28 protein-coding genes, 2 tRNA genes and 1 pseudogene are annotated in these 24,705 nt (G+C 68.3%); 22 read left to right on the top strand and 9 right to left on the bottom strand.

All coding sequences use genetic code 11. The features are described from left to right. Positions 1–185 precede the first annotated feature (185 nt). On the bottom strand, positions 186–1,397 hold the full coding sequence (locus tag P1L40_RS01055) for a LeuA family protein (RefSeq protein WP_284009463.1): 1,212 nt from the start codon (positions 1,395–1,397) through the stop codon (positions 186–188). Between the two features lie 79 nt (positions 1,398–1,476). Next, entirely contained in the window at positions 1,477–2,163 is a 687-nt protein-coding gene (locus P1L40_RS01060; protein WP_284009464.1) for a VOC family protein, read from the bottom strand. An 80-nt stretch (positions 2,164–2,243) separates the two neighbouring features. On the opposite strand from P1L40_RS01060, the gene P1L40_RS01065 reads away from it, so the two are divergent. The 4 genes from P1L40_RS01065 (at position 2,244) to P1L40_RS01080 (ending at position 4,425) form a co-directional block, all read left to right on the top strand. Continuing rightward, entirely contained in the window at positions 2,244–2,543 is a 300-nt protein-coding gene (locus P1L40_RS01065; protein WP_284009465.1) for a DUF5779 family protein, read from the top strand. Positions 2,544–2,604: 61 nt separating this feature from the next. Continuing rightward, entirely contained in the window at positions 2,605–3,225 is a 621-nt protein-coding gene (locus P1L40_RS01070; protein ID WP_284009466.1) for a cupredoxin domain-containing protein, read from the top strand. 57 nt (positions 3,226–3,282) lie between these two features. After that, a complete protein-coding gene (locus tag P1L40_RS01075; protein WP_284009467.1) occupies positions 3,283–3,963 on the top strand; it encodes a hypothetical protein in 681 nt (226 codons plus the stop codon). Positions 3,964–4,014: 51 nt separating this feature from the next. Continuing rightward, positions 4,015–4,425: a JAB/MPN domain protein-containing protein gene (locus P1L40_RS01080; protein WP_284009468.1), complete on the top strand. Its 411-nt coding sequence runs from the start codon at positions 4,015–4,017 to the stop codon at positions 4,423–4,425. Here the strand turns inward: P1L40_RS01080 and P1L40_RS01085 are convergent, their stop codons facing one another. From P1L40_RS01085 to P1L40_RS01105, 5 genes and pseudogenes are all read right to left on the bottom strand, one after another. Further along, entirely contained in the window at positions 4,426–4,635 is a 210-nt protein-coding gene (locus P1L40_RS01085) for a ribbon-helix-helix domain-containing protein (RefSeq protein ID WP_276221101.1), read from the bottom strand. Positions 4,636–4,671: 36 nt separating this feature from the next. Next, positions 4,672–4,833 (bottom strand): hypothetical protein, encoded by a 162-nt coding sequence (locus P1L40_RS01090; protein ID WP_284009469.1) that lies wholly within the window; start codon positions 4,831–4,833, stop codon positions 4,672–4,674. Positions 4,834–4,999: 166 nt separating this feature from the next. After that, a pseudogene (locus tag P1L40_RS01095) lies at positions 5,000–6,171 on the bottom strand (M24 family metallopeptidase). A gap of 41 nt (positions 6,172–6,212) precedes the next feature. Further along, positions 6,213–7,415, bottom strand: coding sequence for an outer membrane protein assembly factor BamB family protein (locus P1L40_RS01100; protein ID WP_284009470.1), 1,203 nt, complete (start codon positions 7,413–7,415; stop codon positions 6,213–6,215). Next, positions 7,412–8,680, bottom strand: coding sequence for an outer membrane protein assembly factor BamB family protein (locus tag P1L40_RS01105; protein ID WP_284009471.1), 1,269 nt, complete (start codon positions 8,678–8,680; stop codon positions 7,412–7,414). Before P1L40_RS01105 ends, P1L40_RS01100 begins: the two co-directional genes overlap by 4 nt. Before the next feature lie 95 nt (positions 8,681–8,775). On the opposite strand from P1L40_RS01105, the gene aroA reads away from it, so the two are divergent. The 4 genes from aroA to P1L40_RS01125 all read left to right on the top strand — a co-directional run bounded on the left by aroA (position 8,776) and on the right by P1L40_RS01125 (position 13,382). After that, a complete protein-coding gene (gene aroA / locus P1L40_RS01110) occupies positions 8,776–10,065 on the top strand; it encodes a 3-phosphoshikimate 1-carboxyvinyltransferase (RefSeq protein ID WP_284009472.1) in 1,290 nt (429 codons plus the stop codon). 309 nt (positions 10,066–10,374) lie between these two features. Continuing rightward, on the top strand, positions 10,375–11,427 hold the full coding sequence (locus P1L40_RS01115; protein WP_284009473.1) for an NAD(P)-dependent alcohol dehydrogenase: 1,053 nt from the start codon (positions 10,375–10,377) through the stop codon (positions 11,425–11,427). A 127-nt stretch (positions 11,428–11,554) separates the two neighbouring features. After that, positions 11,555–12,754, top strand: coding sequence for a chorismate synthase (gene aroC / locus P1L40_RS01120; RefSeq protein ID WP_284009474.1), 1,200 nt, complete (start codon positions 11,555–11,557; stop codon positions 12,752–12,754). 1 nt (position 12,755) lies between these two features. After that, the gene (locus tag P1L40_RS01125) at positions 12,756–13,382 is read left to right on the top strand and encodes a uracil-DNA glycosylase (RefSeq protein ID WP_284009475.1); all 627 of its coding nucleotides are present in this window, start codon (positions 12,756–12,758) and stop codon (positions 13,380–13,382) included. Between the two features lie 6 nt (positions 13,383–13,388). Here P1L40_RS01125 and P1L40_RS01130 read toward each other — a convergent pair whose 3' ends face one another. Together P1L40_RS01130 and P1L40_RS01135 are read right to left on the bottom strand one after the other, a co-directional pair. After that, positions 13,389–13,853, bottom strand: coding sequence for a hypothetical protein (locus tag P1L40_RS01130; RefSeq protein WP_284009476.1), 465 nt, complete (start codon positions 13,851–13,853; stop codon positions 13,389–13,391). A 113-nt stretch (positions 13,854–13,966) separates the two neighbouring features. Then, positions 13,967–14,395, bottom strand: coding sequence for a CBS domain-containing protein (locus P1L40_RS01135; protein WP_284009477.1), 429 nt, complete (start codon positions 14,393–14,395; stop codon positions 13,967–13,969). A 79-nt stretch (positions 14,396–14,474) separates the two neighbouring features. Between P1L40_RS01135 and P1L40_RS01140 the strand changes: the two genes are divergently transcribed. From P1L40_RS01140 to P1L40_RS01205, 14 genes are all read left to right on the top strand, one after another. Next, positions 14,475–15,227 (top strand): hypothetical protein, encoded by a 753-nt coding sequence (locus P1L40_RS01140; protein WP_284009478.1) that lies wholly within the window; start codon positions 14,475–14,477, stop codon positions 15,225–15,227. Positions 15,228–15,253: 26 nt separating this feature from the next. After that, positions 15,254–15,335: transfer RNA gene (locus P1L40_RS01145), tRNA-Ser, on the top strand. A 144-nt stretch (positions 15,336–15,479) separates the two neighbouring features. Next, a complete protein-coding gene (locus P1L40_RS01150) occupies positions 15,480–16,889 on the top strand; it encodes a CARDB domain-containing protein (RefSeq protein WP_284009479.1) in 1,410 nt (469 codons plus the stop codon). Between the two features lie 44 nt (positions 16,890–16,933). Next, positions 16,934–17,233 carry a DUF5785 family protein gene (locus tag P1L40_RS01155; protein ID WP_284009480.1) on the top strand — a complete coding sequence of 100 codons (300 nt, stop codon included), beginning with the start codon at positions 16,934–16,936 and terminating at the stop codon, positions 17,231–17,233. A gap of 55 nt (positions 17,234–17,288) precedes the next feature. Then, positions 17,289–17,624, top strand: coding sequence for a DUF7344 domain-containing protein (locus P1L40_RS01160; RefSeq protein WP_284009481.1), 336 nt, complete (start codon positions 17,289–17,291; stop codon positions 17,622–17,624). 49 nt (positions 17,625–17,673) lie between these two features. Continuing rightward, positions 17,674–18,441: a GTP cyclohydrolase III gene (locus tag P1L40_RS01165; RefSeq protein ID WP_284011095.1), complete on the top strand. Its 768-nt coding sequence runs from the start codon at positions 17,674–17,676 to the stop codon at positions 18,439–18,441. A gap of 71 nt (positions 18,442–18,512) precedes the next feature. Beyond that, on the top strand, positions 18,513–19,088 hold the full coding sequence (locus tag P1L40_RS01170; protein ID WP_284009482.1) for a CBS domain-containing protein: 576 nt from the start codon (positions 18,513–18,515) through the stop codon (positions 19,086–19,088). A 40-nt stretch (positions 19,089–19,128) separates the two neighbouring features. Further along, the gene (locus P1L40_RS01175; RefSeq protein WP_284009483.1) at positions 19,129–19,596 is read left to right on the top strand and encodes a GNAT family N-acetyltransferase; all 468 of its coding nucleotides are present in this window, start codon (positions 19,129–19,131) and stop codon (positions 19,594–19,596) included. A 30-nt stretch (positions 19,597–19,626) separates the two neighbouring features. Next, a tRNA-Thr gene (locus P1L40_RS01180) sits at positions 19,627–19,700 on the top strand. Between the two features lie 132 nt (positions 19,701–19,832). Next, positions 19,833–20,054 (top strand): hypothetical protein, encoded by a 222-nt coding sequence (locus tag P1L40_RS01185; protein WP_284009484.1) that lies wholly within the window; start codon positions 19,833–19,835, stop codon positions 20,052–20,054. Then, positions 20,042–20,317, top strand: a complete 276-nt coding sequence (locus P1L40_RS01190) for a hypothetical protein (protein WP_284009485.1) — start codon at positions 20,042–20,044, stop codon at positions 20,315–20,317. Before P1L40_RS01185 ends, P1L40_RS01190 begins: the two co-directional genes overlap by 13 nt. Continuing rightward, positions 20,314–23,673, top strand: a complete 3,360-nt coding sequence (locus P1L40_RS01195) for a bifunctional DNA primase/polymerase (RefSeq protein ID WP_284009486.1) — start codon at positions 20,314–20,316, stop codon at positions 23,671–23,673. Before P1L40_RS01190 ends, P1L40_RS01195 begins: the two co-directional genes overlap by 4 nt. A gap of 60 nt (positions 23,674–23,733) precedes the next feature. Next, positions 23,734–23,967 (top strand): helix-turn-helix domain-containing protein, encoded by a 234-nt coding sequence (locus P1L40_RS01200; RefSeq protein WP_284009487.1) that lies wholly within the window; start codon positions 23,734–23,736, stop codon positions 23,965–23,967. 122 nt (positions 23,968–24,089) lie between these two features. Then, entirely contained in the window at positions 24,090–24,650 is a 561-nt protein-coding gene (locus P1L40_RS01205; RefSeq protein ID WP_284009488.1) for a hypothetical protein, read from the top strand. Positions 24,651–24,705: the final 55 nt, after the last annotated feature.

A 24,705-nucleotide genomic window follows, 5' to 3' on the forward strand; every position in this document is an offset into this window, starting at 1 on the left:
AATGGACGCGGTGCTGGTGGCCGGACGAGCCTGTCTGCCAGCACGCGCTCTCATCACGTGCGGTACCAATTCGTCCCGGATAATAAACGTTCTGTGAGAGGTGCTGACGAACGGCCCGGGACGGCGAGCCCCGGGAGTTCACCCGTGGCTGACGATTCGGGACAGCGACCGGCGAGGACATAGGCCTACGCCCTGACCTCCTCGGTCTCCTCGTCGACACCGACCTCCTGGGCGAACCGCTCCAGTTCGGTCATGGTGACCTGCTGTTTCTCCGCGCCGAAGTCCTTGACCCGGCGGGTCACCTCGCGGACCTCGGCCTCTGTCGGGTCGTAGCCCGCGTCGACCAGCCGTTCCCGCACGGAGTGAGCGCCCGTGTGTTTCCCCAACACCAGTTCGCGCTCGGCGCCGACCATCTCGGGGGTCATGACGCCGGGTTCGAAGGTGTCGGAGTTCTCGATGACGCCCGCGGCGTGGATGCCGCTCTCGTGGGAGAAGGCGTTCCGACCGACCACCGGTTTGTTCGCCGGCACCGGGATGTCGGACTTCTCCTCGACGAGTCGGGACAGTTCGGTGATCCGGGTCGTGTCGATGCCGGTGTCGACATCGTACAGCGACTCCAGGCTCATGACGACCTCCTCGTAGGCCGCGTTGCCCGCCCGTTCACCGATCCCGTTGACCGACACCTGGGCCTGGCTCGCGCCGGCCTCGAAGCCGGAGATGGCGTTCGCCGACGCCAGCCCGAAGTCGTCGTGCGTGTGCACGTCGATCCGGGCCTCCGTCGCGGCGTCGACCTCTTCGATGAGGTCGTAGAACCGCCGCGGCGTGGCGACCCCACAGGTGTCGGGGATGTTGATCCAGTCCGCGCCCGCCGCCGAGGTCGCCTCGATGACCTCGATGAGGAACTCCCCGTCGGTCCGGGTGGCGTCCATCGGCGAGAACATGCACTCGGCGCCAGCGTCTTTGATCATCTCGACACACTCGACTGCCGTGTCGAGTGCCTCCTGCCGGGTCGCGTGCATGGAATCCTGTAGCTGTACGTCCGACGTCGAGACGAAGGTGTGGACCATGTCCACACCCGAATCCAGGGCCGCCTCGATGTCTTTCTCGACCACGCGCGCCAGTCCACAGGTCGTCCCGTGGGTGGCTTCAGCGATGTCGCGGACGGCCTCGAACTCCGCGTCGGAGTTGACGGGGAACCCGGCCTCGATGACGTGAGTCCCCATCTCGTCGAGAATCGCCGCGATCTCGCGTTTGTCCTCGTAGTTGAACGACGTGCGTGGCGACTGCTCGCCATCACGTAGCGTGGTGTCGAAAATCCGTGCGTCTGTTATCTCAGACGTGGAATCCAGTGTGCCCTGGAAGAACTCGATCCGCCGGAGATTCCGACGTGCCCTCAATGTTGGACATAATCACCCGTATCTGGTCGCTTCCGGTACTTATAGTTGTCCATCGGCCCCAGATCTGTCGGGTATCTGACTACTCCCCGACCAGCGTCAGGTAGTGGCCGTCGGGGTCGCGGATACGGACACCTTCCTCGACCGAAGTGACAGCGAGCGCCCGGTCGGCGACGTTCCGGGCCACCGAATCCGGGGCCTCGGCGACGACGCCGAAGTCGACGTGGACCCCTCCGCGGGCGTCGGCGATGCCCAGCCGCGGTTCCCACAGTTCCAGGTCGAACGCGCCCGTCGAGAGCCGGACCCGGCCCTCCTCGTGGCCGTCGTCGACGACCTCGAAGCCGAGGTCGGTGTAGAACTCGACGGCGGCCGCGAGGTCCTCGACCTCCAAGACGAGTTCGAACAGGTCCGAGACGCCCGACGGCGCGTCGGCACGCTCACCCAGTTCCACGCAGTTGCCCTCGGGGTCGTAGAAGTACAGCGACCGCTGGTCGCCGAAGGTGTGTTCGACGAGGTCGAACCGCTCGCCGAGGATGTCGTGCCAGTCGTCGTACTCGCGTTCGGCGACCGTCAGCGCGTAGTGGGTGTGGAGGCCACCACGAGGGATCTCCCCCGGTGCGCGCAGCCGAAGCGCCGTCTCGCCGACCGAGAGCACTGCCTCCTGCTCGGACTCGGAGACGACATCCAGTTCCAGAAACGCCTCGTAGAACGCCGTCAGCCGGTCCGGGTCCTTCGCCTCCAGCGTGAGCCACGCGGGCGTCGAGAGCATACCCGGCCCGTTGACGACCCAGCGTGAAAACTGCCGCGGCGTGGGGAGGATTTTTTGCTCCGCCCGTCTACCCTCACCGCATGAGTGACTTCGAGGGGCTCGACCTGCAGGCGGTCGAAGACCAGATGGACGGGAGCGGCGACGACGGCAACAGCGACCGCGTGGTCCTGGGAGTCCTCGACGGGACGACGCCGGACGCCGAGTGGGTCGAGACCGTCGAGGACGGCGCGGTGCTCGTGTTGAACGTCGACGGCGACCTGAACCGACTCGCGGCCGGTTTCGCTCGGCCCGTCAAAGAGGCCGGCGGCGAGTTGATGCACTTCCGTGGCTTCCTAGTCGTCACGCCCCCGGGCGTCGAGATCGACGCAGACCGGCTCTGAGCGATAGTTCGGGGTAGGCGGGGAATTACAAACGTCGTGCCGAGCCCCGTCCAGGGCATCGATGGCCGCTCGCGCTCTGACACGCCGCGGCGTCCTCGCGGCCGTCGCCGCGGTTTCGGGTGCCGTCGGGGCCGTCCTCACCGATCCTCGGTCGGGGTCCGCCGACGGACCGACACGATCCGGCGACGAGCCGCTGGGCTGTGGCCGGACCAGCTACGCGCGCCGCCGGCGACTCGGCGCGTTTCTCAACGAGACGGCGGCCTTCGTCGAGCCGCCCGTCTGGGACGGGAGCCTCGTCGACCGGACGGACCAGGAGACCGTTGAGGTGACCGTCGGCGAAGCCCGTGCTGTCTCGGTTCCGGGCGTCGGACTGGCGACCGCGCCGGTCGCGTTCGACCCGGCGGCGGTGCTCGTCTCGCCGGGGACGACGGTTCGCTGGACCTGGGCCGAGGGCGTCGATCCGGCGCTCCCGAGCGATGTCGTCGCGCTGTCGGTGGGCTGTTTCGACAGCGGAGTGCGGCCCCCGGGCGGTGAGCCGTTCACGCACACCTTCCGCACCTGGGGCCACTACCTCTACTACTCGACGCTCCACGGCGCGCCCTACCGGGTTCCCTCCGTCCGTGGCGACAGCGTCACCAACCCGTTCGGGATGCGCGGGGCCGTCGTGGTGACCGGCGTGTAGGGTGTCGGTGCCGCCTGGGTGAACGGGCTTAATACTATCAAAGCCCCAGTACCGGCTATGCCGATGAAAGGTTCGGGCACGGCGACGAGTTGGGAAGTGACGAACCGCTGGGACCGCGGCGCGAGCTGGCTCGCGTACCCACACGAGGACATGCAACGGGCGAGTCACGTCCTCAAGACCGAGGCCGGCGTCTTCGTCGTCGACCCGGTCGACGCCGACGGCATCGACGACCTGTTCGCCGAGTACGGCGAGGTGGCCGGGACGGTGCTCCTGCTCGACCGCCACAAGCGCGACACCGACACCGTCGCGAACCGTCACGATGTCCCCGTCTATGTCCCCGAATGGATGTCCGGCGTCGAGAGCGACCTCGACGCGCCCGTCGAGCGCATCCACAGACAGCTCCCCGGGACCGACTACGGCGTCCACAAGCTCCGGAACAACCCCTTCTGGAAGGAGGCGGCCCTCTACGGCGACGATGACGACACGCTCGTCGTTCCCGAGTCCGTCGGGACGGCGTCGTTCTTCCTGGCAGAGGGCGAACGCCTGGGCGTCCACCCGATGTTGCGGCTGTTCCCGCCGAAGAAGCTCACACGGCTCGAACCCGAGCGGATCCTGGTCGGCCACGGGCACGGCATCATGACCGACGCCACCGAGGCGCTGGCCTACGCGATCCGCGGGTCCCGGAGCCGGACGCCGAGCCTCTACGCCAAGACAGTCAGATCGTTCGTCTTCGGGTGAGCGAGGTCGGGGTGGCGACGGGGTTTTAGTCGTGCCACGCGAAGGGTACCCGTGGTATACGTCACTCGCGGTCTGGTCGAGACGCTGTTACGGATGGCGAGCGACGCGGAACCCGACTCCGTGACGATCTCACTGGCCGTCACGAAAGCCAGCGACCTCCCCGACGTGGATCTCCCGCCGGAGACACCGGTCTTCACGGACTTCTATCTCCCCTCTGCGGGCAGTTCGGTGAACGCGGTGTTCGGGATGGACCTGGGGACGCCGGCCGGGCAGACCCACGGTCGGTTCATCTCGCACCCGACGGGCCGGATGGGAGTCGACGTGACCGACGACCTCCACGAGGTCATCTTCGTGGCAATCCCGCCGTGGGAGGAGGACTGTTTCCGTGCGTTCGACCGCTCGGACCGCGAGCAGACCGTCGAGATTCTCGACGTTGAGCCCCCGGAACGGTATCCGGCCTAACTACTCCAGGTAGCCCAGGTCCCGCAGTTCGTCGGCGATGTCCTGGAACTCCGCCTCCGTGAGTTCGCCCTGGCGCTGGTGCTGGACGACGATGCTGCGCAACAGGAACCGGACGAGGTCCGAGGTGCTTGAGAAACTGGTCCCCTCGATCGTCTCGTCGACGCGGTCGGCGAGGTCTTTCGGGATCGAGACGGTCGTGTAATCGGCCATGGTGGAGGGACGACCGCCCCGGCCAAATGCGTTCTGTTACTGTGGCTCGTCGGCTTCAGTGTCGAACTGGCCCATGGCCGCACTGCTTGTCGGCGAGAACATCATCGGCGCCCGGTCGCTCCGGCCGGTGTCGCCGAACGTCTGTGTGGTGGTCGGGTACGATTCGTCGTCGGTGGGTGTCGTGATTCGTGTCGTCATCCTGGGGGTCGTGTGGGTCGCATCGCGTGGTCGGTAGTCGGGTCCTGGCGTGTCGTGATCGGGTGTGCTTTGGGTACAAGCATCGCGTACCACTCCCTTTCGACCCATATATAATAAAAGTTCATGACGTATCCTGTGGACAGTTCACACGACCCACGTCGACGCCTCAGACGACCAGCGACTGCTCGTAGTCGGTGAAGTTCTCGTAGCCATCCTCGGTGACCACGGCGATGTCCTCGATGCGGACGCCGCCGACCGCGGGGTCGTACAGTCCCGGTTCGATGGTGACGACGTGGCCCGGGCGCAGTTCCCCGCCGTTTGGCGAGAGCCGCGGGAGTTCGTGTACGTCCAGGCCGACGCCGTGGCCGGTGCTGTGGATGAAGCCCGTCTCTGTGCGTTCGTCGCTGCGCAGCGTCGGTTCGCCCGCGTCCTCGTAGACAGCACAGACCGCGTCGTGGACATCGGTACCCGTCGCGCCGGGTTCCAGCGCGTCGAACGCCGCGGCCTTGGCCCGCTCGGTCAGGTCGTACCACTCGCGGATCTCGTCGCTCGGATCGCCCCGCAGGAACGTCCTGGTCATGTCCGCGTGGTACTTCGTCGACTTGTCCCGCGGGAAGATGTCGACGATGATCGGCTCGTCCGCCGACAGCGGCCCGCTGCCCCGATCGTGGGGGTCGGCGGCGTCGGCGCCACAGGCGACGATCGTCTCGTCCAGCGCACAGCCGTGGCGCAACAGCGTCACTTCGATCTCCTCTTTGACGGCCTCGCTGGTCAGCGGATCGCCCGCGTGGACCAGCCGTCCGCCCTCGATGTCGGTCGCGGCGATGAGATCCTCGGCGGCAGCCATCGCCGCCTCGTTGGCCCGCTGGGCTGCCCGGACGTGTTCGATCTCGGCTTCGGTCTTGGTCGCGCGGATCTCGGTGACGACGCTGTCGGTGTCGGCGGTGACGGTCTTCCCCGATCCCTGAGCCCGTCGGCCGTCCGCAGCGGGAACCGCGGCGGGACGGCGACCGAGCCCACGTCGTAGCTGTCGAGAAACGCCGCGAGGACGTGCGAAACGGCGTCGTCGGGCCCGTGCTCGTCGACGAGGCGCTGGTGGTCGAAGTCGACGTACCGCTCGACGGTCTCGGCCCTGGACTCCCGCTTTGCCCGGCCGAACTCCAGGCTCCGGGGAAAGAGGAGGTGGGTCTCGCCGTCGTACAGCGTCACGAACGGATCGGGCGCGTCGAAACCCGAGAGGTAGTACTGATCCGACAGCTCCGAGTCGGCGTCGACGAGGTAGCCGTCGGCACCGGTCTCGTCGAGATAGTCGTCCAGTCGGGAGAGATCGGGGTCCATGCCCCCGTCTCCGGGCGTCGGCGGCAAAGAGCTACCGCCTCTCAACTGAACCGCGCGACGCCGGTTCCCCCGCTGACGTACGCAGCGCCGTCGGCGACTGCCGGGCCGCTCTCGAAGTACGCGTCGGCGACCCCCCACGTCCCGAGGCGCTCGCCGGTGGCCGGGTCGAGCGTCGCGAACTGGGTTTCCCGACGATCGGTCGGCACGTAGAGACGGCCGTCACCGACCGCGAGCCCCGTGTTGTAGCTCCCGCTGAGGTCGGGACGCGACCAGCAGACGGTCCCGTCTGCAGCCGCGAGCGTGTGCAGTTTGCCGCCGGCCAGGACGTAGACGCGACTCCCATCGCTGGTCACCGTCTCCGGTTCCGGTCGGTCCCCCTCGTCTTTCGGCAGCCGGTATGACCACTGCCGGCTCCCGTCGGCCGCCGAGAGCGCGTGGACGATCCCGTCCCGGGAGCCCGCGAACACCCGGCCGCCGGCGACGCAGACGTTCGCCTCGATGCGGTCGCCGGCTTTGTACCGCCAGCGTTGGCTCCCGTCGGCCGTCGAGAGCGCCCGGACGTAGGTGTCGTCGCCGCCGCTGAAGACGGTGCCGTCGGCGACGGCGGGCGTCACTTCCGAGGGGAGTCCGGTGGCGTCTCGCCACTCCGTCTCGCCCGTCGTCAGGTCCAGGGCGTACGTGGCGATACCGACCTGGACGTACGCTGTCCCGTCGGCGATCACCGGGCGCGCGTCCAGCAGGCGACCGCCCGTCTCCAGTGCGGTCCACAGCGTCTCGCCGCTCGCCGCGTCGAGAGCTCTGACATCCTGATCGGCGAAGTAGACGAGCGTCCCGTCGGCGACCGCCGGCGCACCGGGGTACTCCGGGACGCTGGTCTCCCAGCGCACCTCGCCCGAAGCGGCGTCGAGCGCCCACATGGTCGTGTCCAGATCGCTGACGTAGACCGTCCCGTCGACGACGATCGGCGTGTGGTAGCCGATCGCGGTGTCGAACTCGAAGGTCCAGTCGCGGGACGGCTCCGGCCCGGGCATCGCGTTCGCCGGCACGGTGCTGGTTCCTCGCCGACCGCCCAGCCGGGTCGTCCACCCCGCGGTCGGCGAGACTGTGGGGTCGTACGGGGGACAGGAGCCGACCGACTCGGAACTGTCGTCGTCCGACGACCCGTCACTGGCACAGCCGGCGACACCGGCCAGTCCGGCGGCACCGAGCGCGCCGAGTACCTCCCGGCGACTGCGGTCGGTCATGCGAACTTCTGTACCCCCCGAGTGGCGTGTGTCAGGTAGACTCCCTCTGCCGTGACGGCCAGGTTCGCCATCGGGACGCGGTCGTACGGGTCGGTGAAGTACTTCCCCGAGTCCGCCCAGCTATCGGCGTCGGTCCCCCAGCGGCGCGTCCCGTCGGCGGGGTCGAACCCCGCTGCCCGGAGGTAGACCGTCCCGTCGGCGACCGCCGGCCGTGCGAGGAACGGGACGCCGTCGAGATCGGTGTCGTTCCGCGGGGTCGACTCGTTGACGACGCGCCACAGCTCCGTTCCGTCGGCGGGATCGAGCGCGTAGAGGTTCTTCGCGGCCACGTAGACGCGGTCGCCGTCGGTCGCCGGCGGGCCCGCGGTGTAGTAGCCGGTGACGAACTCCCAGTCGAGTTCGCCCGCTTCGGCGTCGACCGCGGCGATCGTCCCGCCGTACGAGAGGTACAGCGTCCCGTCGGCGAGAGCGATCCCCCGGGGACCGATGTCGTACCCGGTTTCGGACTGGAGTTCGAGGCGCCACTGCCGCAGCCCGCTGTGATCGAAAGCGGCGACGACCGACCGACCGCCGTCGCCGGTGCTGAACGCGGCGTACACACGGTCGCTGTCGACGGCCGGGACCGCCGCGCGGATCGGCTCGCCGTCGCCCAGCAGCCACTCCAGTGGGTTGCTCCGAGAAGCGGTCCAGCGGGTCGATCCCGACCGGTCGAGACAGCGGAGCGCCCCGCTGGCGTCGGGGACGTAGAGGCGCTCGCCGAACACTCGGGGCGTCAGTCCGGCGCCGTCGAGCCCGGTCGTCCAGGCGGTCTCGCCGCCCTCGACGGCAAGCAGGCGACCGTCGCCGGTGCCGACGACGACCGTCGAACCGATCGCGGTCGGGGCACCGGTGATCCCCTCGGGGACGGTGTGGGTCCACAGCGGTTCGCCGGACTCGGGGTCGATCCCGGCCAGCACGCTGTCGAGGTCTTCCGAGTCGTAGTAGCCTCTGGCCATCCCGGCGACGTAGACCGCGTCGCCGACGGCTGGCTGGCCGAGGTAGCCGTACAGCGGCGGATCGACTGCCTCGCGGTCCAGCGTCCACTGTTCGGTCGGGGCGTCGGGGCCGGCGGGTGCGTGACTGGTGCCGGCGGGGCCGTAGCCGGCCGCCGGCCAGCGGTCCGTCGGCCGGTCGAACGACCCGGCGTACGCGGAGTCGGTCGAACAGCCAGCGACGGCGGTCGAGAGGGCAGTCGCACCCGCCGCGAGGAACTCACGGCGGCGCACGCCCGTTGGTTACGATGGGCGAGTGAAGTGTCTTCTGGGAGACAGCAGGAGCCGCGAGCGGTAGCCTCTTGTCGCCCGGCCGCAACGCCCCCTGCATGGACGTTACCATCGCCGAATCGACGGTCCACGGGACCGCACAGGCCCCGCCGTCGAAGAGCTACACGCACCGCGCGATCCTGGCCGCCGGCTACGCCGATGGGGCCGTGGTCACCGATCCCCTCGTCAGCGCCGACACGCGGGCGACGATGCGGGCCGTCACGGCCTACGGTGGCGACACGGACCTCTCGGCGGACGAACGGACCCTGACCGTCGAGGGCTTCGACGGTCGCCCCGAGACGCCGAACAACGTCATCGACTGTGCCAACAGCGGGACGACGACCCGTCTCGTCACTGCGACCGCGGCGCTCCAGGACGACCTGACGGTCCTGACCGGCGACGACTCGCTGCGCTCCCGCCCCCAGGGCGCGCTGCTGGACGCCATCGAGCAGTTGGGCGGGCGCGCCGAGAGCACGCGCCGGAACGACCAGGCACCGCTGGTCGTCGGCGACGGCATCGCGGGCGGTCACGTCGCCATCCCCGGGGATGTCTCTTCGCAGTACATCACCGCCCTGCTGATGGCCGGTGCCGTCACCGACGAGGGCATCGACATCGAACTGACGACCGGGCTGAAATCCTCGCCGTACGTCGACATCACGCTGGAGGTTCTGGAGGCGTACGGCGTCGACGCCGAGGAGACGGCCGACGGGTACAGCGTCGCGGGCGGCCAGACCTACGCCCCCGCGGGCGGCGAGTACCACGTCCCCGGGGACTTCTCCTCGATCAGCTACCTCCTGGCGATGGGTGCGCTGGCGGCCGCGGACGAACTGGTCGTCACCTCGGCGGTCCCCAGCGCGCAGGGCGACACGGCCATCGTCGACATCCTCGACCGGATGGGCGCCGACCTCGACTGGGACCGCGAGGCCGGCGAGATCGCGGTCCGGAAGAGCGACCTCACGGGGATCGAAGTGGGCGTCGAGGACACGCCGGACCTGCTGCCGACGATCGCCACGCTCGGCGCGGCCGCCGACGGCGTCACGCGGATCACCGACGCCGAACACGTCCGCTACAAGGAGACCGACCGCGTGAGCGCGATGGCCGAGGAACTCACCAAGATGGGCGCCGCCGTCGAGGAGCGCGAGGACGAACTGCTCGTCTACGGCGAGGACACCGACCTGCACGGTGCGACCGTCGACGGCCGGGCCGACCACCGGATCATCATGTCCCTGGCCGTCGCCGGCCTCGTCGCCGACGGCGAGACCATCGTCACTGGCGCCGAACACGTCGATGTCTCGTTCCCGAACTTCTTCGACCTCCTGGAATCGCTGGGCGGCGCGGTCGAGCGCTGAGCCGCGCGGAGCGACGGGAATCGTGTGACAATCTGGCACGAAGCGTTATGTCGTCCGACTGCCTCCTTTTACGTCGGTCCTTCGCCCGGCGTGACTGGCGACTGGCGCCGAGAGCCGGCGTACCGATCGTCCGGCACGTTCGGGCAGGACAGCACGAGGTATCGCAATGGCAACGACGACAACTGATCCCGTCGGGGCGTGGCGGCCACGTCTCGGACGGACCAGACCGAACAGAACGACCGTACTAGCCGCCGGCCGCCGCCTCGCCGGCGAGGACGGGAGGAGACGACCGGCGACAGGAGCGACCTGATGGCGGAGACGGCACGCTCGGAGGCTCCATCCCGGACCGCGACCGCGACAGCCGAGGACCCGCCGCGCATGCACGCAGTCGTCACCGCGGCGTACGGCGGCCCCGAGGTACTCAGATTCGCCGAGGTGGCGCGGCCCGTCCCCGACGACGACGAGGTCCTGATCCGCGTCGTCGCGGCGTCCGTCGGCGCGGGCGACTGGCACCTCATGCGGGGGTCACCGTTCCTCGTCCGCCTCATCTACGGCGGCTACCGCCGGCCGAAGTTCCCGATACTCGGTGTCGATGTCGCGGGGCGAGTCGAGTCGGTCGGACGAACCGTCACCGGGTTCCGCCCCGGCGACGAGGTGGTCGCCGACCTCTCCGAGAGCGGGTTCGGCGGGTTCGCGGAGTACGTCTGTGCGTCGGAGACGGGCGTCGTCTCGAAGCCGTCGACCGTCTCGTTCGAAGCGGCAGCGTCGGCCCCGACCTCGGCCGTCGCCGCGCTCCAGGCGCTCCGCGACGCGGGCGAACTCCGGGCCGGCGAGCACGTCCTGGTCAACGGGGCATCGGGCGGCGTGGGGACGTTCGCGGTACAGATCGCCAAGCACCTCGGCGCCGAAGTCACCGGCGTCTGCAGCACCGCGAAGCTGGAGACGGTCCGGTCGGCCGGCGCCGACCACGTCGTCGACTACACCGAAGAGGACGTTACGACCGCCGGGACCCGGTACGACCTGATCCTCGATACGGCAGGTTCGCACCCGATGCGGGCGTACAGGCGCGTGCTCCGCCCGGACGGTCGGTACGTCATGGTCGGCGGGCCGACGAGTCGGTTCCTGCAAGCGATGGTCCTCGGACCGCTGCTCTCGGCGACTGGCACGCGGACGTTCCGCGGGTTCACCCTCCAGGTCGACCGCGACGACCTCGCGACGGTCATGTCGCTCCTCGAATCCGGCGACATCGTGCCCGTCATCGACAGGCGCTTCCGGCTCCGCAGGGTCCCGGAGGCGATCCGCTACCTCGAAGCCGGTCGCGCGGAAGGGAAAGTCGTGATCGAGGTCGAACGGGCGTCGTAGCAGAACGCCGTCGGCAGGAGCCGGGCCGGTTCGAGCGGCCGTCGCGACTCCCGTTGGTCCCCGAGCGAGTCCACCGTCACGCCTGCATCTACAAGGTTCAAATGCCCCCGCCCCCGAAACGTTCGTAATGAACGGCAACGAGTTCGGTCGTCTCTTCCGCATGACGACCTACGGCGAATCACACGGGGAGGCGATGGGGTGTGTCGTCTCCGGTGTCCCCGCGGGGGTCGAACTCTCGGAGGAGGACATCCAGACCGATCTGGACCGGCGCAAGCCCGGCCAGTCGATGATCACGACCTCGCGCGGCGAGCCGGACAAGGTCGCGATCAACTCCGGCATCCAGGACGGCTACACCACCGGCACGCCCGTCGGCATGGTCATCCAGAACAAGGACGCCCGCTCGGGCAAGTACGAGCCGTTCATCACGGCGCCCCGGCCCTCCCACGGCGACTACACCTACTCGGCGAAGTTCGGGACGCGCAACTGGGGCGGCGGCGGCCGCTCGTCGGCCCGCGAGACGGTCAACTGGGTCGCCGCCGGCGGCGTCGCGAAGCAGGTCCTCGAACAGTCCGACTACGACGTACAGATCAAGGCCCACGTCTGCCAGATCGGCGACGTGGAGGCCGGCCCGGTCACCTTCGAGGACATGCTCGAACACAGCGAGGAGAACGAGGTCCGCTGTGCCGACCCCGAGGCCGCCGAGGAGATGCGCGAGCTGGCCGACCGGCACCAGAAAGAGGGCGACTCGATCGGCGGAGCCATCTACTTCGAGTGTCGCGGCGTCCCGCCGGGACTGGGCGCCCCGCGGTTCGACAGCTTCCCTTCCCGGCTCGCCCAGGCGATGTACTCCATCCCCGCTGTCAACGACTTCGAGTACGGTATCGGCCGCGAGGCCCGCACGACGAGCGGCAGCGACTACAACGAGGACTGGGAGTTCGACGCCGAAGACAATCCCGTGCCGGAGGGCAACGACCACGGCGGCATCCAGGGCGGGATCACCACCGGCCAACCCATCTACGGCGAGGTGACCTGGCACCCGCCGGTCTCGATCCCGAAGACCCAGACCACCGTCGACTGGGAGACCGGCGAGGAGAAGGAGATCACCGTCACGGGCCGCCACGACCCCGTCCTGCCGCCGCGTGCGGTCCCCGTCGTCGAGGCGATGCTGTCCTGTACGGTACTGGACTTCATGCTACTCGGTGGCCGCATCAACCCCGACCGACTCGACGGCCAGCCGGGCCAGTACGATACCGACTACCACCCGTCCAGCCCACAGAACGACCCCGACGACGCAGACACCCACGCGACCACCGTCGACGAGGACTGACATGGACGCCAACCAGGACGAAGCGTCGAACCCCTTCGGGATGGACGAGGACTGTCAGAACTGCGACGCGCTCTGTGCGACCCGTGAAACCGTCGTCCACGGCTACGGCGACGTGAGCGCGGAGTTTCTCGTCCTCGGCGACTCGCCCAGCGCCGCGGCCGACGACTCCGGCGTCCCCTTTACCGGCGAGCACGAACGCGGCCTGCTCGACATCCTCGCGGCCGTCGACATGTGCGAGGATCCGGACGCCGCCGAGCCGACGCTCGACAACGCCTTCCTGACCTACGTCACGCGGTGTCGCCACCCCGACCGGACGGCCACCGACGAGGAGGTCATGAACTGCGAGCCGTACCTCAACAGCGAGGTGCGGATGATCAACCCCGAGCTCCTGCTGCCCGTCGGTCAGGCGGCCCTCGAAGCGCTGGCCTTCGAGTACACCACGATGAGCGCGGACGAACTCGACGTGGTCGACCAGCACGCCACGACCATCCGCGGCCGGGGCTTCGAACTGCTCCCGATGGTGCCACCGGCCGAACAGAGCGACGAACAGCGGACCGCCGTTCTCGACGCGCTCGGCGACATCCTGGGTCGTGACTACCGCCAGACGAAGGGACGACGAGGCAGATAACCGGCCTCAGCCCAGCGCGGTCGGTTCGGCCAGCGTCCCGTAGTCGGCGGCCGTCTGCAGCCGTTCGCGGCCGTCGTGGCGGAACTGTGCCGCGAGAAGCTCCGCTGACTGTTCACTGGCGAACGTCGCTCCGCTGAGCCACTCCATCGCCTGCCAGAGACAGGTCGCCTTCTGCCGGGCCAGTTCACACGGCTCGGTGATCCCGTCCGTCTCGGCGCGACCGACCGCGGTCGTGAAGTGGCCGACTGCGGTCTGAAACTGGTCGGCCGCGGCCTCGATGTGCGCCCGGGCGTCGGTCCACCGTTCGTCGGTGTAGCGGTCGAGACCGGCGGTCAGTCGCCGGCGACCCTCCCGATACGTCGCGTACCCGAGGCGGTACTCCCGGCGCGCGGTGCAGTCCCCGCAGAGTCGCCGCCGACGCCCACAGTCCGGACAGGTGACCGTCGACCGGGGTGTGGGGTCGCCGTCCACCGTCGCCGGACACCTGCGACACGGACACGGTTGGTCCACCGCTGAATCGGATCGGTTCCCCATGCCAGCCTGTCGTACGATACCGGGCAAAGGTATGGACCGGCTACGCCCGTTCAGGACGGGTCCCACCGATTCCGAACGCGGTCCGTCGTCGAGAGTTCGCGTTTGAGATCGGAGAGGTGCCAGACGATGTCCGTGAGCGTGATGATCCCGACGAGTTCCAGTTCCGACATCACGGGGACTTTCTTCACGTCCTCCGCGGTCATGGTCCGGACCACAGCCGAGACGGACCGGTCGGGAGTCGTCGTGACCACGGGACGGTGGCCGACCTCGCGGACGGTGATCTCCGTCAGTGGACGCCCGGTCTCGTGAGCAGCCGCGAGGGCGTCGGACTCGGTGACGAGCCCCATCGGAGTCCCGTCCTCGTCGAGAACGACACAGGAGCCGACGCCCGCGTCGAGCAACCGCCCGACGGCCGTCGCCATCGACTCGTCGACCGCGACGGTCACCACGTCGGTCGACATCAGCTCGCGGACGAGCATACCTCACGTGGGCGAGCCAGGGAGATAAGCCTCCGGTCGTGAACGCAACCGACAAACCCGGGACGACCGGAGTGGACGTATGACCACTGTTGCAGTCCTGGCCGAGCCGCCGGTCGAGGGCGCGGTGCTCGACTCGTTCGTCGACGGCCCGCTCGACGCTGGCGAGGCCGTCGAGTTGTACACCGCGATGGTGCGAGACGTGTGTCGCGCCGTCGAGGACAGCGGCGGGGAACTCCTCGTCAACTATCGTCCCGCCGAGCAGGTCGCGGCCGACGTGGAGCCGGAACAGCGTCTCCGGGACGTGCTGGAACCGGCGCTGACCGACCCGGACGAGGCCCGCTACGAGGTCCAGGTCGGCGAGACGTTCGCCGGCCGCGTCGGCAACACCGTCACGTACCTCCTCGAACAGGAGCAGGTCAACACCGTCGCGGCCGTCGATCCGACGGCGGCACTGCTCTCGCGCCAGCGCATCGACAGTGCGGCGATGAAGCTCCGGTCGAGCGAGGTGGTGCTCGGTCCCTCGACCGAGGGGCGTGTCTACTACGCCGCCTTCGCCGAGCCCGTCGACTTCGAGGACGCGTACGCCACCCCGGCGATCGAGACGCTGACCGACCGTGGCCGGGCGGCCGACCTGTCCGTCGATTTCCTCCCGAGCGATCCGGTCCTCGCCCGACCCGACGACCTCCGGAGCGTGCTGCCGCTGCTCAACGCCCGCCGGCGAGCCGAGCGACTCGTCCCGCCCCGGACCGTCGACTGTCTCGCCGACCTGGGGCTCGCCCTCGATGTCGACGGCGACGACCTCACGGTCGTTCGGCGAACCGACAGGCCTTAGAGGAGCCACACGAAACTGCCGGGCGCGGTGGGATGGCAGAGCGGCCTATTGCGCCTGCCTTGAAAGCAGGTACCGTAAGGTTCCTGGGTTCAAATCCCAGTCCCACCGTCTCTCGCGGCTCGATCGGTCGACGAGGAGCCCCCGGCCCGGACCAGTCCCGCTCTGCGGTTTCGGCTGGCCGCGTGCCACCGACCTGTCCGTGAGACAACAACTGTGCAGTTTTATACTGCTGGTGTTGGTCAGACAGAGACGATGGAGCACCAGCAACGGTCCCCGGCGGCGGCGATCGGTCTCGCCGCTGTCTGTGTCACCGCACTCGCGATCGCGGGCTTGGCCGCGGCGCCGGCCGCCGCTGTCCCGAGCACGTACGTCGCCAACGCGAACGTCGGGCAGTCGGACGTTCTCGTCGGCGAGAACGTCACCGTCACGGCTGTCGTCGGCAACCTCGGTACCTCGCGCGGCGGACACACGGTCGAGTTCACACGCAACGGAAGCGGGTTCGCGACGAACCGCGTCGTCGTCGAAGCGGACGAACGCGAGCGCACCTCGACGAACATCAGCTTTCAGCAGCCCGGCGTCTACGAACTCCGGGCCGACGACGAACTCGCGGGTTACGTCCGGGTGACGCGGACGCTCGCGACGGTCGACGCCCGGACGGAGAGCCAGCGGACCCTCAGCGTTCGCGTCGACGGCGTCCCGCTTCGGGAGACACACCGGGTCCCGATCCCCGCGGCGACGAACCGCTCGCTGCGTCTCCAGCAGTGGAACGTCACGACCGGGGAGTCCCGCTTCGAACAGACGGTCACGGAGTACACCGACCCCTCGGAAGCGGCGGTTCCGATCCCGGCCACGGACGCGACCGTCGCCGGCGTCGTCTCCGTCACGTCGTCGGCGCCCGTCGAGTCGACGACGGCGCGAGTCGCTGTCAACCAGTCGCGGCTCCAGTCGCTCGGGCTCACGCCCGATGAGGTGTCGCTGTACAGCTACGAAAACAGCCAGTGGCACACCGTCGAGACGACGATCGTCGACCGCCAGTCGACGGCGATCGTCTACGAAGGGGCCGTCCCCAACGGCACGACCATCGCGGTCGGCCGCATGTCGCCCGCGTTCTCGATCACCGGGACCGCGCTCGATACGGAGGACGCACCGGCGGGCCAGCGGATCGTCGTCGAGGCGACCGTCACGAACACCGGCGCCGTCGCCGGCGACTACGCGGCGACGATGACGCTCGACGACGAGTCGGTCAACGAGACGACCGTCACCGTCGCGCCCGGCGAGGAGCGGACGGTGACCCTCTCGGCGGTCACTGACTCGGCCGGCGCCTACGACGTGGGCGTGAACGACCAGGCCGTCGGCGTCGTCCGGATCGTCGACAGCCAGGTACAGACCCCGACACCCGGCGCTCCGACCGCGACGCCGACGGCAACGACCACCGCGACATCGACACCGACGAGCCAGCCCGCAGGGAGCGGGACCGGTGGTAGCGGCGGGCCGGCCGCCGGCGACGGACTGTTGCCGAGTTCGCTCCCGCCGACGGTCGCGGGCCTCCCGACAGTGTTGGTCGTCGGCGTGGGCGTTGGTGTCCTCGTATTCCTGCTCATCGGTGGCCTACTGTGGCGCAGTGGTCGGTCCAGTGGTGGCTCCGACCCGAACCGCTGGTGACGCTGAAGGCAATTCTTTTTGCTCCGCTGGTCCGAGGGTCGGGCATGGACTGGCCGCACGACCCCGACGGCGAGGAGGGCAGCGAAGGGCGCCGGAAGTACGGACACGCGATACTCGCGAAGAAGATCGACGAGGGAGAGGACTTCCCCCTCTCGGCCGCGGACTACGTCGACCAGTACGGCGACCACCCGGTCCGGATCGACTACGAGACGGTCGTCAGCGTCGCCGACATCTTCGAGTACGTCGACCGGGAGGAGTTCGAGGACTTCCCGGACTTCCACAAGGCGCTGGGCGCGGCCCTGCGGGAAGCGGACTGGTGGCCCTACCGGCTCACCCACGCCTGATCGCGCGGTGTGAGACCACGACACATACTTGTACCGGGCTGTTGTAGTGCCGACTATGGCCACACGGAGTTCGAACGGAACGGAGGGACCGACGCAACTACCGGACCACGTCGTCGAGGAGCTGTGGGCCGACGAGCACTGTCGACGAGCCCTGGAAGTGCTTCGTGACCGGGAGAGGCCGGTGATCGTCGCGGATCTCGCCGCCGCCGTGCTGGCGGCCGAGCGAGACGGTGCCCCCGCCACAGTGGACGACGAGGCGGTGCAGGCGCTTCGGACGGAACTCTACGAGCGACACATCCCGAAACTGACCGCGACAGGGATCGTCGCCTACGACTCGCTGAAAGGCACTGTCGAACTCCGGCGGCCGGACGTGCTCCCGTCCCACGACTGAGTCGGTTCCGACAGATCGATACTGTGTGACACCCAAGCGTGTCCCGACAGTGACGAACACGCAGGTAACACACGTCCAGATCGACAACTACGGTCCCTGGACGGTCACGCCGGAACCGAGACGCGAGGTCGACCTCCAGACGCTCCAGTCACGTCTGTACGCGGACCTGGCGCAGCTATTCGGGAACCACGACGGCTACCTCTTCTTCTCGCGGTTCGACAACATGATCGCCGTCACGAACGGGCTCGACCGGGCGGACCACGCACGCATCCAGGAGTCCGTCGGGAACCGCTATCCGGTCTCGACGAGCCTCTCGGTGGCGACCGCCGAGACGCCGGCGGCGGCGTTGGGGGCCGCGACCGAGCGGCTCCAGCGGGCCGGGAGTGCACAGGACGACGGCCGACGGGAAGTGCTCGAAACGGACGTTCTGCCCGCGGCCGAACGGACGGGGACGGACGTGCAACTGGCACACTTCGATGTCGACGACGCGACCGGGAAGTACACCGACCAGCTCAACGAGTTCGATACGTTCATCCGGATCGAACAGGGGTACGCGGCGCTGATGAAGTACATGCGCTTTGCCCACGACTCGCTGTCGTTTTTCGTGGGCGGCGACAACGTCATCGCGGTCTGCTCGGCGCTGGACCACGAGGACTACCGCGACGCCATCGAACACGTCGAAGAGACGGTCGGCGTCGAACTCAAGGTCGGCGTCGGGCGCGCCCGGACCGCCGCCACCGCCGGGATGGACGCCAAACACGCGCTCGAAACCTGTCGTGAGACCGGCCGGCCAGTCACGTTCGCCGACGAAGGGTAAAGAGGTACGTCACCGCGTAGCATAAACGTGGTGGAGGTACCTTTTAGACGGCGCGTGAGATATTGACACACATGAAGACTGCGGTGACCGCCCGAGAGGTCATGAATCGTGAGTTCGTCGGCGCCAGCGAGTCCGACGACCTCTACGAAACCGCCGAGTTACTCGTCCGCGAAGACGAGCGGACAGCACTCGTACTCCGGGGGAACGACCCCGTCGGCGTCGTCACGGAGCAGGACCTCCTCGGACACCTCGTGGACACCGACGACGCCGACGACGCGACAGTCGGCGACGCCATGGTCGAGTCGGTCCCCTCGGTCTCACCGGACGCTCGCCTGACGGACGTGCGCGATACGATGCTGGAGTGGTCCGCCGGATGGCTGCTGGTCGTCGAAGACGGCGACCCGGTGGGGACAGTCACCGAACACGACGTGCTCGCGGCCGCCCGGATGGAGAGCGAGACGACAGATCAAGTCTCGGACCGCCAGGAGGCCGCCACCGCCGGGCAGGTCGCCGCCGCGGACGGCTCGGCGACCGCCGCTGACGACCAGTTCGAGCAACAGGGGATCTGCTCGGCCTGTGGGACCTTCACCCGGAACCTCGCGTCGTTCAACGGCCAGCTCCTCTGTGCGGACTGCCGGAACGTGTAGCCGGGCCAAACGTTTTCTCCGTCCCAGCCCGATCCGTACTGTGGAGATCCGGTCCGCACAGACAGCCGATGCCGACACGATCGCCGACCAGTGGGTCGCGCTGGCGGCCGGCCAGCGCGCTCACGGGTCACACCTGTCCACGGACGCGAACCGCTCGGCGATCCGCGAGGTGATCCTCCAGCGGATCGTCACCGATCGGCTGCGCGTCGCCGTCGACGACGAGGCGGTCGTCGGATTCGTCATGTTCTCGGTCGAGACGGGGCGCTACGAGCAGGATGTCGTCCGGGGCGTCGTCGAGAACCTCTACGTCGTCCCGAGCGCCAGAGACGACGGGATCGGCAGCGCGCTCCTGACCGCAGCGGAGGACGCCCTCGCCGCCGCCGGCGTCGATGTCATCTCGCTGGAAGCGATGGCGGACAACGACGGTGCGCGCCGGTTTTACCACGCCCACGGCTACACGCCCCACCGGGTCGAGTTCGAGAAGTCGACCGAAAGCGATACTCTCTAAACGCTCCCCCCAGAACAACCGAGTGCGAGCGCCAGGGGAGCTTGGGTGGTCCAAGCACTCGACTTGTAATCGAGAGTTCGTGGGTTCAAATCCCACCCCTGGCTCTGGTCATTTTGCGTACATGCTAACGCCGGGCAGTCTCGAAATAGAGCGACGCTGACGCCGGCGGATAGCAATACACCATATAACGCGATAGACATATCGGCTGGAACAGTCGAAACAGGGGGGTGCTCGGCATGAGCCGGAGCTCCTACTCCGGCGACCCGCTTGACGGCACCGTCCAGTGGATCGGCGAGCGCCCGGAGCTCGACGACGGGGAGACCGTCGACGTCGTCGACGACCGCATCGATGCCGAGGGCGAGGAGCGCGTCGAGAACGTCCCGATCCCCGAGGACGAGCCCGACCGGCCCGATGTCGACGGCCAGTCGACGCTCGATGACTGGGGGTGGTCGCGGTGACGACAGACTGCGACGGCTGCGGTGATCCTGTCGACGACCTCGATAAGTGCGACGTTTTCAACGAGAGCGGGGCCGTCATCGTCTGGGTCTGTTCAGACTGCAGAGAGAAACTCACCTCCAGCAGGTGTGTGGCCTGCGGTGACCGGGTTCGCGATGATCGCGAGGAGTCGATCGGTCCACACGGCTCGGGGTCCAGTTTCGGCCGACTGTGTCCCGACTGCCGCCGTGACCTCATCTTCGAAGAGGGAGGTGTGTTCCAGTGACCCAGGAGTGCTTCCGCTGCGGCGCCACCGAGGACCTCGACCGCTTCGGTGGCAGTTTCATCTGCCAGGGCTGTGCTCCTGACTCGGACAGCAACCCCGACGAGTGTCCACACGACCACGAGAACCCGGTCGACGTCTGTGACGTCTCCGACGACGAACGTGCCGACATGCTCCGGGAGTACCTGGAAGCGTTCGTCGACGAGTTTGGTGAGGTGCCTCGGCTCATGCCTCTCGACGAGGAGGGAAAGGCGCCGATCATCCAGGGCCGGGCCAGCCTGGATAGCCCTGCAGGCCGTGAGTTCCTCGTCGACGGCGAGGAAGCGATCCGACAGATCCGCGAAGACGGCGCCCGCGGCTTCGCGATGTACGCCGGGAAGTGGGACCATGGGACCGAGGATGCCGTCTTCGTCGACCACGACGACGATGCGTTTCAGGCCCCCACTGCCGAACCGACGCTTGAGGTCCTCTCCGGATCGGGCCGTGGTGCCCACGAGACGTACCGGAACGCCGGCGACGTACAGAACGCCCGCGTCGGCGACAACCTCGGCGAGATCCGCGCCGAGAACTGGTATGTAGTCACGCCAGGGTCGGTCCACCCAAGCGGCGGGGTCTATCATGTCGTCGAGGACCGCGACGTCGCGACGCTGTCAGACGACGATCTCGACGATTCGATGCGGCCGGCGAGCAACCGCCGCGACCGTGACAACGACACCAGCCCGTCGCCGATCGAGGATCTCGATGGCGAGGGCGACCGGCCGGACGACGACGTCGTCGACGATCGCCTTGAACTCGCGTTCGCGAACAGCCACGACGGCGATCGGATCAAGCGTGTCTGGAACGGCCGGTACAAGGCCGCCGGCTTCTCCGACCGTTCGGCGGCCGAGTTCTGGCTCGCCAACCGCCTGGACTCCTGGGTCGCTCGCGGTGACGAGACCACGGTCCGGCGGCTCATGGACCGCGCCAACCTCCAGAAGTGGCCCGAGCGCCCGGACGACAGTTATCGCGATTCCGTGCTCTCGGAGGTCGGCTACCAGGACTGGTACTACGACCCCGACGGATCCGAGGAGGACGATGACCCGGAGTACGGTGAGGAGCGCCACCCGCTCCTCGAGGACGCCTTCGAACAGGAGGCCGACGTCGACGGCGAGCCGACCAGTGCGCTCCCGCTCGCCCAGCTGGAGGCCCTGCCCCAGCACGAACGGCGCCGGGCGGCCAAGAAACGAGGGCTGGAGTGGCCGTCGACGGATGACGCTCGCGAGGAGCTCCTCGCGACGATCAAGCAGGCCATGCGCTACGAGGACGAGACCGTCGTCGACGCGCCGACCTCACTCGGGAAGTCCTACTCCGTCGCGACGACGCGGTGGGGTGCCTTCGAGGACGTCACCGGTGGGCAGCGAGTGGTCCACCTGAGTGCTACCCGTGACGCTCGCGACGAGGCCGCCGCCGCTGCTGAAGAACACGGTGGTGAACACTTCGTGCTGCTGTCCCGGCATGAGGCCTGCCCCGTCGCAGCGGGCGACCACGACCCCCGTCACTGCCAGGAAGACGACCGGCAGCCGATCACGATCAACGGCGAGCCCGCCAGCCAGTGGCTCGACCGGCAGTGTGAGGGCAAGGGAATCCCCTTCTCTGCCGCGCATCAGTACCTCGCCGACCACAACGACCAGGGCGTCGCACTGCCCTGTGGCGGCGACGGCTGTCGTGGCGTCACGCAGTGGGATGATCTCCGCGAGGGGGAGCATCCACTCATCATCGCGACGCACAACTTCGCGCACGTCCCCGGCCTCCGACAGTCGGCGAACATCGTCGTCGACGAGGAGCCCGACTACACCCAGGACCTCACCAAGGACCGGATCGCTCGCGCGATCACGGCGTACCTACAGGCCGCCGACGCGCCCGTCACGAACTGGGAGTCGTTCATCTCGCTGGTCGCTCACGACGGCTGGGGTGGCGACGCCGCCAAGGAGCGCGACCAGCTCCAGGACTCGCTGGACTATGAGCCCGATCGGGAGTGGTACATCGAGCACGACGACGCCCACACGCTGGCGCCGGCGCTCGCGAGGGCCATCTTTCACGCCGAGGACCGAGGGAACGGCCGCCGCGTCGGCAAGACGCCCCACCAGCCCCCGCGGCTGGACGCGAACGTCGGCGATGACGACGGCTGGAACCGTGTCTGGGTGACCGTCTGTCTCGACGAGGACAACGACGTCCGGACCGTGCGGACGGCGCCGGACTTCAGCCAGGCCCGCAGCGTGATCGGCCTGGATGCCCACCCCGCCCAGCCGAAATGGGCCGTGAATACGGTCCCCCACATCGACACCACCGCAGTGCTCGATCCCGAACAGCGTCGTCTGTGGCGCCGCTACGAGCGCGGCCTCCGTGTCGTCCAGGTGGGCGAGGCGACCCGGCCGCTCGCGAGCGGCGAGTATTTCCAGCGCCAGCAGGTCGAGACGATGGTCGAGCACCTCCGGCAGGAGTACGGCAACGAGTTCCAGACCGCGATTTCGACCAGCAGCGTCGAGCCACAGCTGCAGGAGATCCTCACCGACGCCGGCGTCGACAACGTCGTTCGTCGCGACGCCACTGGCGAGGTCGAGTCCAAGAAGACGATGCACTACGGCGAGGAGAAGTCACGGAACGACTTCGCCGACGAGGGCGTCGGGCTCGTCGAGGGCTGTGTCGACCCCGGCGATGATCACGTCGTCGACCTGCTGGCAGAGCTCGACCTGGATGCTTCCCCCGAGACGGTCGACGTCGACGGCGTCCAGGAGCGCGCCCACGGTCGCGGGTTCGAGGGTCCCGATGCCGAGACGGCTCAGGAGATCCTCGCGAGCGTTCGCGAGAACCACACCGCACAGGCCGCCGGCCGGTACGCTCGTAACCCCGACGATCCCGACAGCCACGCGACGGTGTTCGTCCGGACCGATGCGATGCCCACCGACTTCGCCGACGTCCAGGTCTCGGGGATCGAGTGGACGTTCACCGACGCCCAACGGGCGATCGTCGAGGAGCTCCGGTCGGCCTCGTCCTCGCTGACCGCTCGCGAGATCGCCGACACCGCCGGCGTCTCGAAAGAGCACGTCCGCCAGACGCTCGATCGCCTCGAGGGCATGGACGCGGTGCAGGCTCTTGAGGAGGCCGGCGCCCACGGTGCGACGCTGTACGCCGACGACGGGCTTCCGGCGACTGGCGTGGTGGATCTCGGTGAGACTGCCAACGATGCCGTATTGGATACCTATACGTGGTCGTTGGCGATTCGGGACCCCGATCCAGCCGTCGATGCACTCACCACCGGGACGAGTACCGATGACCAGGACGACACAGCGGTCTGGGACTGGCGGTCAGTGTCAGACTGACGACTCGGAGACCGATTCACGGCCGTTCGCGGGGCGGCCCGACAGCCCGCGCTCTACCACATGACTGACGGTATCAACATCACTGACCCCGACATCGCTCCGCTGCGACCGAGCGCGAAGCTCATCTACCTAGTTCTGGAAGCCCACGGACCGTGTGACCTGACCGAGATCCGGACCCGGACGCAGCTCCCAGACACGACCGCGCGTGAGGCACTGGAAGACCTCGTCGAGCGGGGTCTCGTCGACAAAGACCACGTCCTAGGCGACACTCGATGTCGGCAGTACGACACATAACGCTATCCGGCCCGGATACCGGTCCGTATACCGGCGCTATCTATTCGTTTATATCAACTCCTCCGCAGTTATCAGGCGACGCGCTACCAGCCGCCCTGGCCCGGCGGTGACCTCCCCCAGCTATGTCTCTCGAGATCCCATCCACGGCGAGCATCGCGACCGACGACATCGATGTCCCCGACAACCCCGAGGACGTGTTCGAGACGCTGGTCGCCGACCCGGCGTTGTGCTGCCAGCAGTGCTTTCGGCGGGTCCGCGCTCGCTTCGAGTTCGACCACGGCTGGGGCCGCGAAGTGGGCGATATCCTGAGCTTCGTCGACTACGATCTCCCCGAAGGCGAACCGCGCTGGAACACCGCCGACCGAGAGTACTGGGAAGAGGCTGAACTCGCCGATCGTCGCGACGAGGCCCACCCGCCGGGCGAGGACGGCTCGGGAAAGGCCTGCTCGTTCTGCGGCGCCGTCGATCACCACCGATCGCCGTCGACGCGGTCGCGTGACGAGGCCCTGGAGGCCGCGGTCGGGATCGTCGCGACGTTGATCGAGTTCGGTGCCGCCCACAACCCGCTCGTCCTCCTGGTTGAGGTCGCCGACCTGAAGCGAAATCCGGACTACGCCGGCGACGACTTCGGGACGTTCCGGCTGGCCGTCGCGAGGGCTGTCCGCGCCGGCCGGTCCCGATGACCCGCAAGGCGAGGGCATACTGGCTTCCGCTTCACCCACCCCTACCCCCAGCAGT

Origin of the sequence: Haloarcula pelagica (assembly GCF_030127105.1) — an archaeon.
GTDB classification, from domain to species: domain Archaea; phylum Halobacteriota; class Halobacteria; order Halobacteriales; family Haloarculaceae; genus Haloarcula; species Haloarcula pelagica.